The sequence below is a fragment of the Stenotrophomonas sp. 05L414_2 genome, assembly GCF_056397905.1.
This window is the reverse complement of sequence record NZ_JBFTOJ010000116.1, coordinates 1-13510: the sequence shown is the minus strand read 5'-3', so window position 1 is coordinate 13510 and position 13510 is coordinate 1. Positions and strand designations below refer to the sequence as shown.

The following is a 13510-nucleotide window of genomic DNA, read 5'->3' as shown; positions in this document are numbered from 1 at the left end:
ATCCTGTCCCGGAAGGGCGGGTTGACGACATCCTGCGGCCGGAAGGCGACAACCCGCTGCTGGAAAAGGGCTTTGTCACCACCAGCGTCGATGCGCTGCTGAACTGGGCACGCACCGGCTCGATGTGGCCCATGACCTTCGGTCTGGCCTGCTGTGCGGTCGAAATGATGCACGCAGGTGCAGCGCGCCTGGACCTTGACCGCTACGGTGTGGTGTTCCGCCCGTCGCCGCGCCAGTCCGACGTGATGATCGTCGCCGGCACCCTGGTCAACAAGATGGCCCCGGCGCTGCGCAAGGTCTATGACCAGATGCCCGACCCCAAGTGGGTGATCTCCATGGGCAGCTGCGCCAATGGCRGTGGTTACTACCACTATTCCTATTCTGTGGTGCGCGGCTGTGATCGCGTGGTGCCGGTGGACGTCTACGTCCCGGGCTGCCCGCCGACCGCCGAGGCGCTGGTGTACGGGATCCTGCAGCTGCAGAAGAAGATCTGGCGTACACAGACCATCGCCCGCTGACCCCTTCACCTGACAAGAGCGCGCCAAGCCCCCATGGCAGAGCAAGCATCCTTCATCGACCGACTCTCCGCACGTTTCGCTGGTGCGAAGGTCATCGTGGTCGAACCCCGCGGCGAAGTGACGCTGGAAGTGCCTGCCGCTGAGTGGCACGCCACCGCCCTCGCGCTGCGTGACGAGTTTGGTTTCGAGCAGGCCGTGGACCTCTGCGGCGTCGATTACCTCGGTTATGGCTCCGACGAGTGGGACACCGCCGACGTGTCCTCGCAGGGCTTCAGCCGCGGTGTCGAGGGCAAGGCCCAGGGCCGCTTCGCCTGGGGCGAATTCCCCAGCGAAGAGAGCGCCGACGGTGCCCGTCCGCAGCACATGCCGACCCAGCGCTTCGCCGTGGTCGCACAGCTGCGTTCGTACCAGCACAACCTGATGATGCACCTGCGCTGCTTCGCGCCTGACGAAGCGCTGCCGGTGGTGTCCTCGCTGACCAGCATCTGGCCGGGCCTGAACTGGTTCGAGCGCGAAGCGTTCGATCTGTATGGCGTGATCTTCGAAGGTCACCCGGACCTGCGCCGGATCCTGACCGACTACGGTTTCGTCGGCCATCCGTTCCGCAAGGACTTCCCGCTGATCGGCAACGTCGAAGTCCGCTACGACGAAGAAAAGAAGCGTGTCATCTACGAACCGGTCACCTCGGTGGAGCCGCGCGTCGGCGTGCCGCGCGTGATCCGCGACGACGCCCGCCTGCAGACCGCTGCCGGCGAGCGCTCGCAGGAGGCAGTGAAGTGAGTCACGTACACCAGGCCGGCGAAGCATTCGCCAGCAACGCTGCCGAAAGCCGGCAGGAAATCCGCAACTACACCATGAACTTCGGCCCGCAGCATCCGGCCGCGCACGGTGTGCTGCGCCTGATCCTGGAGATGGACGGCGAGACCATCATGCGTGCCGACCCGCACGTGGGTCTGCTGCACCGGGGCACGGAGAAGCTGGCCGAATCCAAGCCCTTCAACCAGTCGATCGGCTACATGGATCGCCTSGATTACGTGTCGATGATGTGCAACGAGCACGCCTACGTGCGCTCSATCGARACCCTGATGGGCATCGAGGCGCCGGAGCGCGCGCAGTACATCCGCACGATGTTCGACGAGATCACCCGCATCCTGAACCACTTGATGTGGCTGGGTTCCAACGCGCTCGACCTGGGTGCGATGGCGGTGATGCTGTACGCCTTCCGCGAGCGCGAAGAGCTGATGGACTGCTACGAAGCGGTCTCCGGCGCGCGCATGCACGCGGCGTACTACCGTCCGGGCGGTGTCTACCGCGACCTGCCGGACCACATGCCGAAGTACAAGGAATCGCGCTGGCACAAGGGCAAGGCCCTGAAGAACCTCAATGCCTCGCGCGAAGGTTCGCTGCTGGACTTCCTGGAGAACTTCACCAATGAGTTCCCGGGTCGTGTCGACGAATACGAGACCCTGCTGACCGACAACCGTATCTGGAAGCAGCGTACCGTCGGCATCGGCGTGGTCACCCCGGAGCTGGCCCACCAGTGGGGCATGACCGGCGTGATGCTGCGTGGCTCGGGCGTCGCCTGGGATCTGCGCAAGAAGCGCCCTTATGCGAAGTACGATGCCGTCGATTTCGACATCCCGCTGGGCAAGGAAGGCGATTGCTACGATCGCTACCTGTGCCGCGTTGCCGAAATGCGCSAGTCCAACCGCATCATCAAGCAGTGCGTKRMRTGGCTGAAGGCCAAYCCSGGCCCGGTCATSGTCRASAACTTCAAGGTCGCTCCGCCCAAGCGCGAGGACATGAAGGACGACATGGAAGCGCTGATCCATCACTTCAAGCTGTTCAGTGAAGGCTATTGCGTGCCGGCCGGCGAGACCTACGCCGCGGTTGAAGCGCCCAAGGGCGAATTCGGCTGCTACCTGGTTTCCGACGGCGCCAACAAGCCGTTCCGCGTACACCTTCGTGCGCCGGGCTTTGCCCACCTGTCCTCGATCGATTCGATCGTGCGCGGCCACATGCTGGCCGACGTGGTGGCGATGATCGGTACCTACGATCTGGTGTTCGGCGAGGTTGACCGGTAATGCCGTCCGCCACGCCAACGCCCGCTGCAGGCAGCCGGCGCAAGCCGGCGCCGCAGTTTCTGCAATTTCACGTTATGCATTTCGCTGAGGTCGRCCGATGAAGGCGACAGGTAATTTCGAGGCGGCGCGCGACGTCGACCCGATGGTGGTGTTGAGCGACAAAACCCGCGCTCACATCGATCACTGGCTGTCCAAGTTCCCGCCGGACCGCAAGCGCTCTGCCGTGCTGCAGGGTCTGCATGCTGCCCAGGAGCAGAACCAGGGCTGGCTGACCGACGAGCTGATCGCCGGCGTGGCCAAGTACCTGGACCTGYCGCCGGTGTGGGCCTACGAGGTTGCCAGCTTCTACTCGATGTTCGAGACCGAGAAGGTGGGCCGCAACAACGTGGCCATCTGCACGAACATCAGCTGCTGGCTCAATGGCGCCGAAGACATCGTGCGCCATTGCGAGAAGAAGCTGGGCATCAAGAACGGTCAGTCGACCGCTGACGGCCGCGTCTACCTCAAGCGCGAGGAAGAGTGCCTGGCCGGCTGCGCGGGTGCACCGATGATGGTCATCAATGGTCACTACCATGAGCGTCTGACCCTGGAAAAGGTCGACGAGCTTCTGGACGGGCTGGAGTAAGGGCATGGCACATCACCACGAATCCAAGGGTCCGGTCGGCCCCGCGCCGCTGCCGCACCAGGTGGTCTACACCACCCTGCATTACGACACCCCGTGGTCGTACGAAAGCTATCTGAAGACCGGTGGCTACGCTGCCCTGCGCAAGATCCTCGAAGAGAAGATCCCGCCGGAGCAGGTCATCGAGATGGTCAAGGCCTCGGGCCTGCGCGGCCGCGGCGGCGCMGGYTTCCCGACCGGCCTGAAGTGGTCCTTCATGCCCAAGGGCAMCRTGCAGAAGTACATCCTCTGCAACTCSGAYGAATCCGAGCCGGGCACCTGCAAGGATCGCGACATCCTGCGCTACAACCCGCATTCGGTGGTCGAAGGCATGGCGATTGCCTGCTACGCCACCGGTTCGACCGTGGGCTACAACTACCTGCGCGGTGAATTCCACCACGAGCCGTTCGAGCACTTCGAGCAGGCCCTGGCCGATGCCTATGCAAACGGCTGGCTGGGCAAGAACGTGCTGGGCTCGGGCGTGGATATCGACATCTACGGCGCCCTGGGTGCCGGCGCCTACATCTGCGGCGAAGAAACCGCGCTGATGGAATCGCTGGAAGGCAAGAAGGGCCAGCCGCGCTACAAGCCGCCGTTCCCGGCCAATTTCGGCCTGTATGGCAAGCCGTCGACGATCAACAACACCGAAACCTACGGTTCGGTGCCGGCGATCATCCGCAATGGTCCGGAGTGGTTCAAGGGCCTGAGCCTGACCGCCAATGGCGGCCCGAAGTGCTTCTCGGTGTCCGGCTGCGTGCAGAAGGGCGGCAATTTCGAAGTGCCGCTGGGCACCACCTTCGACGACCTGCTGGAAATGGCCGGCGGCCTCAAGCCGGGTCGCAAGCTCAAGGGCGCGATCCCGGGCGGCGTGTCCATGCCGGTGCTGACCGCGGCCGAGCTGAAGGGCCTGCCGATGGACTACGACACCATCCGTGCGCTGGGCTCCGGCCTGGGCTCCGGTGCGGTCGTGGTGCTGGATGACAGCGTCTGCTGCGTCAAGTTCGCCTGCCGCATCAGCCAGTTCTTCCACAAGGAATCCTGTGGCCAGTGCACCCCGTGCCGCGAAGGTACCGGCTGGATGCACCGCGTGCTGGAGCGCATCGTCGCCGGCAAGGCCACGATGGAAGACCTGCACCAGTTGAAGACCGTGGCCGGCCAGATCGAAGGCCATACCATCTGTGCGTTCGGCGAAGCGGCGGCATGGCCCATCCAGGGTTTCCTGCGCCAGTTCTGGGACGAATTCGAGTACTACATCGTCAACGGTCATTCGATGGTTGACGGCAAGAAGGTGGAGGCAGCCGCTGCATGAGCGCGCAACCCATAAATCCCAGCGTGCCACCGGACCACGTCACCATCGAGATCGATGGCAAGTCGCTGGTCGTGCCCAAGGGTTCGATGATCATCCAGGCCGCCGACAAGGCGGGCATTTCGATTCCGCGCTTCTGCTACCACGAGAAGCTGCCGATCGCTGCCAACTGCCGCATGTGCCTGGTGGATGTGGAAAAGTCGCCGAAGCCGGCACCGGCCTGCGCCACGCCGGTGATGGAAGGCATGAAGGTCGCCACCCGCAGTGAAAAGGCGCTGAAGTTCCAGCGCTCGGTGATGGAGTTCCTGCTGATCAACCACCCGCTGGATTGCCCGATCTGCGATCAGGGCGGCGAGTGCGAGCTGCAGGACGTGTCGCTGGGCTACGGCCGTTCGGTCAGCCGCTTCAACGAGCGCAAGCGCGTGGTGGCCGACGAGGACATGGGCCCGCTGGTCGCCACCGAGATGACCCGCTGCATCCAGTGCACCCGCTGCGTCCGCTTCACCGCCGACGTTGCCGGTACCTATGAACTGGGTGGCATGTACCGCGGTGAAAACCTGCAGATCGGCACCTACGACGGCAAGCCGCTGACCACCGAGCTTTCGGGCAACGTCGTCGACGTGTGCCCGGTCGGCGCGCTGACCAACAAGGTGTTCCAGTTCCGCGCCCGTCCGTGGGAACTGACCGCGCGCGAATCGCTGGGCTACCACGACGCGATGGGCTCGAACCTGTTCCTGCACGTGCGTCGCGGCGAAGTGCTGCGTACCGTGCCGCGCGACAACGAGGCGGTCAACGAGTGCTGGCTGTCCGATCGTGACCGTTATTCGCACCAGGGCCTGTACAGCGAAGACCGTGCGGTCAAGCCGCTGCGCAAGGTCAACGGCGAGTGGAAGGAAGTGAGCTGGGCTGAAGGCCTGGCCGCGGCCGCCGAGATCCTCAAGGCCAACCAGGGCGACAACCTGGGCGTGCTGGTGCACCCGTCGACGTCGAACGAAGAGGGCGCACTGCTGGCCCGCCTGGCCACCGGCCTGGGTTCGGCCAACATCGACCACCGCATCAACAACCGCGACTTCTCCGACGCCGCCACTGCCGAAGTGTTCGGCCTGCCGCTGGCCGAGATCGAAGGCGCGGACCGCATCGTCGTGCTCGGCAGCAACATCCGCCACGAGCTGCCGTTGCTGCACGCCCGCCTGCGCAAGGCGCAGACCCAGAACGGCGCGAAGATCCACGTGGTCAACCCGGTCGACTTCGACTTCGCGTTCAGCGTTGCCGGCAAGCAGATCGTGGCTCCGTCGAAGTTCGCCGATGCGCTGGCCAACGCCGAGCTGCGTTCGGCGGTGCAGGGCGGTACCAATACGGTGCTGATCGTCGGTGGCATCGCCGAGAACCATCCGCAGGCTGCTGCGATCCGCGCCGCTGCGCGTGATTTCGCCGCCGCCACCGGTGCCAAGCTGTGCCGCATCCCGCAGGGCGCCAATGCGATCGGCCTGACCCGCGCCGGCGTACTGCCGGCCGGCAAGGACGTCGCTGCGATGCTGGCCGATCCGCGCAAGGCCTACGTGGTCTACGGCCTGGAACCGGGCCTGGACTTCGCCGATGCTCCGGCCGCGCGCAAGGCGCTGGTCGGCGCACAGGTGGTGGCCTTCAGCCAGTTCGCCTGCGCCTCGACCCGCGACGTTGCCGACGTGATCCTGCCGATCGGTGCGCTGCCGGAAATCGATGCCACCCTGACCAACCTCGATGGTCGCGAGCAGTCGGCGCGTGCCGGCGGCAAGCTGCCGGGCGAGGCCCGCGAGGGCTGGCGCGTGCTGCGTGCACTCGGCGGTGAGCTGGCCGTGGCCGGTTTCGAGTTCATCGACCTGGCCGGCCTGCGCGCCAGCCTGGCACCGGTGAACGTGCAGGTGTCCGCTTCGGCACAGCCGGTGCTGGCGGGCGAGGGCATGGAAGTGGCCTCGACCGCTGCGATCTACCGCACCGATGCGGTGGTCCGTCGCGCCCCGGCGCTGCAGTCGCATCCGCTCAACAACGCCCCGCGCATCGTGCTCAACGCTGACGATGCCGCCCGCCTGCAGCTGCAGGAAGGGCAGATGGCCAAGGTCGGCACCGATGCCGGCAAGGCCACCCTGCCGGTGGTGGTCGACGCCCGCGTCGCTGCGGGTTCGGTCTGGATTGAATCGGGCCACGGCGCAACCGCGCCGCTGGGTGCCGCTCGTGTTTCGGTGGTGGCTGCATGAACGAATTGCTGATTAACGCGGTCGATCCGCTGCACCAGTGGCTGCTTGGCCTGGGTGACATCGGCGCGCTGATCTGGATCATCCTGAAGATCCTGGTGATCACCGTTCCGGTGATCGTCTCGGTGGCCTTCTACGTGGTCTGGGAACGCAAGCTGATCGGCTGGATGCACGTCCGCCACGGCCCGATGTACGTGGGCATGGGCATCTTCCAGGCCTTCGCCGACGTCTTCAAGCTGCTGTTCAAGGAAGTCCTGCAGCCCAGCAGCGCCAACAAGGCGATCTTCCTGCTGGCGCCGCTGATCACCCTGGCCCCAGCCTTCGCCGCGTGGTCGGTGGTGCCGTTCGACCATCAGCTGGTGCTGTCCAACGCCAATGCCGGCCTGCTGTACCTGCTGGCGATGACCTCGCTGGGCATCTACGGCATCATCCTTGCCGGTTGGGCCTCCAACTCGAAGTACGCGTTCCTGGGTGCCATGCGCGCCTCGGCGCAGATGATCAGCTACGAAATCGCGATGGGCTTCGCCCTGGTCGGCGTGATGATCGCTTCGGGCAGCCTCAATCTCAGCAACATCGTGATGGCCCAGGCCGGCAGCTCCGGCTTCTTCGACTGGTTCCTGATCCCGCTGTTCCCGCTGTTCGTCGTGTACTGGGTGTCCGGCGTCGCCGAAACCAACCGCGCGCCGTTCGACGTGGTGGAAGGCGAGTCGGAAATCGTCGCCGGCCACATGGTCGAGTACTCCGGCGGTGCGTTCGCCCTGTTCTTCCTGGCCGAATACGYGAACATGATCCTGATCAGCTTCCTGATCTCGATCTTCTTCCTCGGTGGCTGGCTGAGCCCGATCCAGGGCTGGGTCAACCCGGGCGAGATCTCGCCGTTCATCGACTGGATCTGGAAGGGCGGCTGGCCGTGGCTGTTCGTCAAGGTCTTCTTCTTCGCCAGTGCCTACATCTGGTTCCGAGCAAGCTTCCCGCGCTTCCGCTATGACCAGATCATGCGCCTGGGCTGGAAGGTCTTCATCCCGCTGACCATTTTCTGGATCGCGGTTACCGCCGTCATGGTGTTCTTCGGCGTGATTCAAAAGGGCGTCTAAGTGATGAACAGGATTACCCATTACTTCAAGAGCCTGCTGCTGCTCGAACTGCTGGCCGGTCTCTGGCTGACGCTGAAGTACAGCTTCAAGCCGAAGTACACGATGATGTACCCGATGGAGAAGTTCCCGCAGTCGCCGCGCTTCCGTGGCCTGCATGCCCTGCGCCGTTATCCCAACGGTGAAGAGCGCTGCATCGCCTGCAAGCTGTGCGAAGCGGTGTGCCCGGCATTGGYCATCACCATCGATTCGGCCAAGCGCGAGGACGGCACCCGCCGTACCACGCGCTACGACATCGATCTGTYCAAGTGCATCTTCTGCGGCTTCTGTGAGGAAAGCTGCCCGGTGGACTCGATCGTCGAGACCCACATCCTCGAGTACCACTTCGAGAATCGTGGCGAAAACATCGTTACCAAGCCGCAGCTGCTGGCCCTGGGCGACCGTCTCGAATCCGAGATCGCCGAGCGTCGTGCCGCCGATGCCGCTTACCGCTGAGGTCGAGAGATGGATTGGGTAAATATCGCTTTCTGGGTCTTCGCCATCGCGGCAACGGTTTCGGCCGGTGCGGTGATCAGCGTGCGCAACCCCGTGCACGCTGTCCTGTGCCTGGTGCTGACCTTCTTCTCCATCGCCTGCGTGTGGCTGCTGGTCGGCGCCGAGTTCCTCGGCGTGGCACTGGTGCTGGTCTACGTTGGTGCGGTGATGGTGTTGTTCCTGTTCGTGGTGATGATGCTCGACATCGATCCGGACAAGCTGCGTGAAGGCTGGGTGCGCTACCTGCCGGTCGGCCTGATCGTGGCCGTGGCGATGCTGGTGCAGATGCTGATCCTGATCGGCGTGAAGGGCAGGACGGTCAACCCGTTCCCGGCCGACAACGCCGCCGCGCTCGCCGCCGACAGTTCCAACGTCACCTGGCTGGCACGCAGCCTGTTCACCGAGTACCTGCTGCCGTTCGAGTTCGCCGCCGTCATCCTGACCGTGGCCGTGGTCGCCGCGGTGATGCTGACCCTGCGCCGTCGTGAAGGCCTGAAGACGCAGAACCCGTCGCAGCAGACCATGGTCAAGGCACACGACCGCCTGCGCATGGTCAAGATGGACGCCGAACAGCCGCAGATCCACAGCAACAGCACGCCGGCCGCGGGCGACGAGGAGACCAAGGCATGATCTCGATCACTCTGGGCCACATCCTGGCGCTGGGCGCGGTGCTGTTCTGCATCAGCCTCGCCGGCATCTTCCTCAACCGAAAGAACATCATCGTCCTGCTGATGTCCATCGAGTTGATGCTGCTGTCGGTCAACATCAATTTCGTCGGGTTCTCCCGGGAACTGGGGGACACGGCCGGCCAGCTGTTCGTGTTCTTCATCCTGACCGTGGCTGCTGCCGAGGCCGCCATCGGCCTGGCGATCCTGGTGACCCTGTTCCGTACACGCCGCACGATCAATGTCGGCGAAGTCGATTCGTTGAAGGGCTGATCCACAGATGGAAATCACTCTCTCCAAGAGTCTGTTGATCGCAGTGGTGCTTGCACCGCTGTTCGGCAGCATCATCGCCGGCCTGTTCGGTCGCCAGGTCAAGCGCTTCGGCGCGCAGACCATCACGATCCTCGGTGTCGCGGTTGCCTGCGGCCTGTCGATGCACACGCTCTACCAGCTGCTGTGGGGCGGGGCGCAGCCGTTCAACCAGAACCTGTATACGTTCTTCGAAGTCGGCCAGTACTCGGCCCATGTCGGCTTCATGGTCGACAAGCTGACCGCGATGATGATGGTGGTGGTGACCTTCGTGTCGCTGCTGGTCCACATCTACACGATCGGCTACATGCAGGATGATCCGGGTTACCAGCGGTTCTTCAGCTACATCTCGCTGTTCACCTTCTCGATGCTCACCCTGGTGATGAGCAACAACTTCCTGCAGCTGTTCTTCGGCTGGGAAGCAGTGGGCCTGGTGTCGTACCTGCTGATCGGTTTCTGGTTCAAGCGCCCGACCGCGATCTTCGCCAACATGAAGGCGTTCCTGGTCAACCGCGTCGGTGACTTCGGCTTCCTGCTGGGCATCGCCGGCGTGTTGTGGGTGTTCGGTACCCTGGACTACTCGCAGGTGTTCTCGCAGGCCGGCATGCTCGCCGACCCGCGCGCCCAGCTGCAGATCTGGGACGGCACCATGTTCGGCATGCAGCTGCTGAACGAGCCGGTGATCTGGTCGATCGCCACCGTCATCTGCATCGGCCTGTTCATCGGTGCCATGGGCAAGTCGGCCCAGGTTCCGCTGCACGTCTGGCTGCCTGATTCGATGGAAGGCCCGACCCCGATCTCGGCACTGATCCACGCCGCGACSATGGTRACCGCCGGTATCTTCATGGTCACCCGCATGTCGCCGCTGTTCGAGCTGTCGCAGACCGCGTTGAACTTCATCCTGTTCATCGGTGCCACCACCGCGTTCTTCACCGGCCTGATCGGCATCGTGCAGAACGACATCAAGCGCGTCGTCGCGTACTCCACGCTGTCCCAGCTGGGTTACATGACCGTGGCGCTGGGCGTGTCGGCGTACTCCGCTGCCGTGTTCCACCTGATGACCCACGCCTTCTTCAAGGCGCTGCTGTTCCTGGGTGCCGGCTCGGTCATCATCGCGATGCACCACGAGCAGGACATGCGCAAGATGGGCGGCCTGCGCAAGTACATGCCGATCACCTTCATCACCATGTGGATCGGTACCCTGGCCCTGGTCGGTACGCCGTTCTTCTCCGGCTTCTACTCGAAGGACACCATCATCGAGGCCGCCGAGATCCACGCCCACATGCAGAACAGCTGGGTGGCCACCTATGGCTACTGGGCGGTGCTGGGTGGCGTGCTGGTGACCAGCTTCTACAGCTTCCGCCTGCTGTTCCTGACCTTCCACGGCAAGGAACGCTTCCGCGATGCGCACGACGATCATGGCCATGGTCATGACGACCACCATGCTGCCGATGCACATCATGCCGACGCGCATGACGACCACGGCCATGGCCACGGTCCGCATGAGCCGCATGAAACCCCGTGGGTGGTGACGCTGCCACTGATCCTGCTGGCCATCCCGTCGATCGCCATCRGTTTCTTCAGCATCGGTCCGATGCTGCACGGCACCGACTGGGCCGGTCACCACGCCCATGTGGCGATCAAGGGCCAGGTCAACACGTTCTTCACCGGCATCGTCGATTTCTACGATCCGGCCAAGAACACCGTGGCCTTCCTGGGCGAGGAGTTCCATGGTCCGGTGGCCTTCGCGCTGCACGGCATGATGCTGCCGCCGTTCTGGCTGACCCTGGCAGGCTTCCTGCTGGCYGYGYTGTTCTACCTGTGGAAGCCGGACCTGTCGGGCAAGGCACGCAAGACCTTCGCCCCGGTGGTRTCSGTGCTGGARAACAAGTACGGCTTCGACAAGCTGTGGATCGATGGYTTYGCCGGTGGCAGCGTCAAGCTGGGCAAGGTCTCGCGCTGGATCGACAGCAACATCGTCGACGGTGTGGTCAATCTCTCGGCACGTGTTGTGGACGTCGCAGCCAGCGTGCTGCGCCGTACCCAATCCGGTTTCCTCTAYCACTACGCCTTCGYGATGATCATCGGCCTGATTGCCCTSCTGGGCSTGCTGATGCATTWCYKGCGTTGATGACCTGTACGGAATAAGAAGACGTGTCGAACTGGCCYCTACTCAGTGTCCTCATCTGGCTGCCGATCCTCGGCGGTGCCCTGATCCTTGCGATCCGTGATGCGCAGACCGCCCGCTGGGCGTCGCTGGGCGTCGCGGTGCTGACCTTCGTGGCGAGTCTGTCGCTGCTGGGCGGCTACAACCCGGGCATCGACGCGCTGCAGTTCGTCGAGACCCACGCCTGGATCCCGACCTACAACATCGGCTACAACCTGGGCGTGGACGGCATCGCCGTAGCGCTGATCCTGCTCACCACGCTGGTCAGCGTGCTCGCCCTGATCGGCGCCTGGAGCGCGATCGACAAGCGCGTGAACCAGTACGTGGCCGCTTTCCTGATCCTGGAAGGTGTCACCGTCGGCATCTTCGCCGCCACGGACGCGATGCTGTTCTACGTGTTCTTCGAGGCGATGCTGATCCCGATGTTCCTGATCATCGGTGTCTGGGGTGGCCCGCGTCGCATCTACGCCGCACTGAAGTTCTTCCTCTACACCTTCCTCGGCTCGGTGCTGATGCTGGTGGCGCTGATCTACCTGTACATGAAGGGCGGCAGCTTCCAGCTGGCCGACCTCTACGCACTGCAGCTGTCGGGCAAGGAACAGACCTGGATCTTCTTCGCCTTCCTGATCGCGTTCGCGGTCAAGGTGCCGATGTTCCCGGTGCATACCTGGCTGCCGGACGCGCACGTGGAAGCGCCGACCGCCGGTTCGGTGATCCTGGCCGCCATCGCGCTGAAGATCGGTGGCTACGGCTTCCTGCGCTTCAACCTGCCGATCGTTCCCGATGCCTCGCAGGAATGGGCATGGCTGGTCATCGCGCTGTCGCTGATCGCAGTGATCTACGTCGGCCTGGTCGCCCTGGTGCAGGACGACATGAAGAAGCTGATCGCCTATTCGTCGATCGCGCACATGGGCTTTGTCACCCTGGGTACCTTCATCGCCCTGTGGCTGGTGCGTGAAGCCGGCAACGTCGATGCGGCCCGCCTGGGCCTGCAGGGCGCCATGGTGCAGATGATCTCGCACGGCTTCGTGTCCGGCGCGATGTTCTCCTGCGTCGGCGTGCTGTACGACCGCATGCACAGCCGCCGCATCGCCGATTACGGCGGCGTGGTCAACGTGATGCCGTGGTTCGCCACGTTCGCCATGCTGTTCTTCATGGCCAACGCCGGCCTGCCGGGCACCAGCGGTTTCGTCGGTGAATTCATGGTCATCCTGTCGGCGTTCCAGCGGAACCCGTGGATCGCCCTGGGCGCAGCCACCACCCTGATCATCGGTGCGGCCTACACCCTGTGGCTGTACAAGCGCATCTTCTTCGGTGAGGTGGCCAACAGCCACGTCGCCGAACTGAAGGACATCAACGGCCGCGAATGGCTGGTGCTGGGCGTGTTCGCCATTGGCGTACTGGCCCTGGGCATCTACCCCAAGCCGCTGACCGACCTGATGGAGCCCTCGATCGCAAAGCTGGCGATGCAGATCGCATCCAGCAAGTTGCTGTAATTCCAGGATTTGATGATGACCACCTCGCCGCTGCTGCCACTGACCGCTGCTGACCTGCCACCGCTCGCTCCCGAGCTGGTGCTGATCGGCAGTGCCTTCGCCCTGATGATCCTCGACCTGTTCGTCAGCGAACGGAACAAGATCGTCACCCACCTGTTCTCGGTCGCCGCACTGGCCGTGGTGCTGTTCATGCTGGCCACCGGCGTGGGCGGGCAGGGGGAGGTCTTCCATGGCATGTTCGTGCGCGATACCGCCGCGGACGTGATGAAGACCGGGATCGTGCTGCTCAGCGGCCTGACCCTGATCTACGGCTGGGGCTACCTGCGCGAGCGCAAGCTGTTCCAGGGCGAGATTCCGGTGCTGATCCTGTTCGGCACCGCCGGCATGATGATCCTGGTGTCCGCCGGCAGCCTGCTGATGGTGTACCTGGGTCTGGAACTGCTGGCCC

General features: G+C 64.0%; 12 protein-coding genes and 1 pseudogene. All 13 read left to right on the top strand.

Features of this window, described 5'->3' with window-relative positions; translation table 11 throughout:
* A partial coding sequence (locus AC1DJN_RS15415) for a NuoB/complex I 20 kDa subunit family protein (protein WP_478039407.1) occupies positions 1-518 on the top strand: 518 nt, incomplete at its 5' end.
* Between the two features lie 33 nt (positions 519-551).
* A complete protein-coding gene (locus AC1DJN_RS15410) occupies positions 552-1298 on the top strand; it encodes an NADH-quinone oxidoreductase subunit C (protein WP_025876200.1) in 747 nt (248 codons plus the stop codon).
* Positions 1295-2602 (top strand): NADH-quinone oxidoreductase subunit D, encoded by a 1308-nt coding sequence (locus AC1DJN_RS15405; RefSeq protein ID WP_478039405.1) that lies wholly within the window; start codon positions 1295-1297, stop codon positions 2600-2602. Before AC1DJN_RS15410 ends, AC1DJN_RS15405 begins: the two co-directional genes overlap by 4 nt.
* Positions 2603-2699: 97 nt before the next feature.
* The gene (nuoE, locus tag AC1DJN_RS15400; protein WP_478039403.1) at positions 2700-3227 is read left to right on the top strand and encodes an NADH-quinone oxidoreductase subunit NuoE; all 528 of its coding nucleotides are present in this window, start codon (positions 2700-2702) and stop codon (positions 3225-3227) included.
* Between the two features lie 4 nt (positions 3228-3231).
* A complete protein-coding gene (gene nuoF / locus AC1DJN_RS15395) occupies positions 3232-4572 on the top strand; it encodes an NADH-quinone oxidoreductase subunit NuoF (RefSeq protein ID WP_478039401.1) in 1341 nt (446 codons plus the stop codon).
* Positions 4569-6803, top strand: coding sequence for an NADH-quinone oxidoreductase subunit NuoG (nuoG, locus tag AC1DJN_RS15390; RefSeq protein WP_025876207.1), 2235 nt, complete (start codon positions 4569-4571; stop codon positions 6801-6803). Before nuoF ends, nuoG begins: the two co-directional genes overlap by 4 nt.
* A complete protein-coding gene (nuoH, locus tag AC1DJN_RS15385; RefSeq protein WP_478039400.1) occupies positions 6800-7894 on the top strand; it encodes an NADH-quinone oxidoreductase subunit NuoH in 1095 nt (364 codons plus the stop codon). The genes nuoG and nuoH overlap by 4 nt, the downstream gene beginning before the upstream one ends.
* A 3-nt stretch (positions 7895-7897) precedes the next feature.
* Complete coding sequence (gene nuoI, locus AC1DJN_RS15380; RefSeq protein ID WP_478039399.1) at positions 7898-8386, top strand: NADH-quinone oxidoreductase subunit NuoI; 489 nt, start codon at positions 7898-7900, stop codon at positions 8384-8386.
* Positions 8387-8395: 9 nt separating this feature from the next.
* Complete coding sequence (locus AC1DJN_RS15375; protein WP_025876216.1) at positions 8396-9055, top strand: NADH-quinone oxidoreductase subunit J; 660 nt, start codon at positions 8396-8398, stop codon at positions 9053-9055.
* Entirely contained in the window at positions 9052-9363 is a 312-nt protein-coding gene (nuoK, locus tag AC1DJN_RS15370; protein WP_032951897.1) for an NADH-quinone oxidoreductase subunit NuoK, read from the top strand. The genes AC1DJN_RS15375 and nuoK overlap by 4 nt, the downstream gene beginning before the upstream one ends.
* Before the next feature lie 7 nt (positions 9364-9370).
* Positions 9371-11530 carry an NADH-quinone oxidoreductase subunit L gene (gene nuoL / locus AC1DJN_RS15365; RefSeq protein ID WP_478039398.1) on the top strand — a complete coding sequence of 720 codons (2160 nt, stop codon included), beginning with the start codon at positions 9371-9373 and terminating at the stop codon, positions 11528-11530.
* 23 nt (positions 11531-11553) lie between these two features.
* Positions 11554-13062 carry an NADH-quinone oxidoreductase subunit M gene (locus AC1DJN_RS15360; protein WP_025876221.1) on the top strand — a complete coding sequence of 503 codons (1509 nt, stop codon included), beginning with the start codon at positions 11554-11556 and terminating at the stop codon, positions 13060-13062.
* Between the two features lie 15 nt (positions 13063-13077).
* Positions 13078-13510: pseudogene (locus AC1DJN_RS15355) on the top strand (NADH:ubiquinone oxidoreductase subunit N); the annotation flags it as partial.

What these genes read in the sequence shown, in the direction of transcription:
- nuoG (WP_025876207.1), top strand. Translation starts at nt 4,569, where the DNA reads ATGAGCGCGCAACCCATAAATCCCAGCGTGCCACCGGACCACGTCACC.
- AC1DJN_RS15375 (WP_025876216.1), top strand. Translation starts at nt 8,396, where the DNA reads ATGGATTGGGTAAATATCGCTTTCTGGGTCTTCGCCATCGCGGCAACG.
- AC1DJN_RS15410 (WP_025876200.1), top strand. Translation starts at nt 552, where the DNA reads ATGGCAGAGCAAGCATCCTTCATCGACCGACTCTCCGCACGTTTCGCT.
- nuoK (WP_032951897.1), top strand. Translation starts at nt 9,052, where the DNA reads ATGATCTCGATCACTCTGGGCCACATCCTGGCGCTGGGCGCGGTGCTG.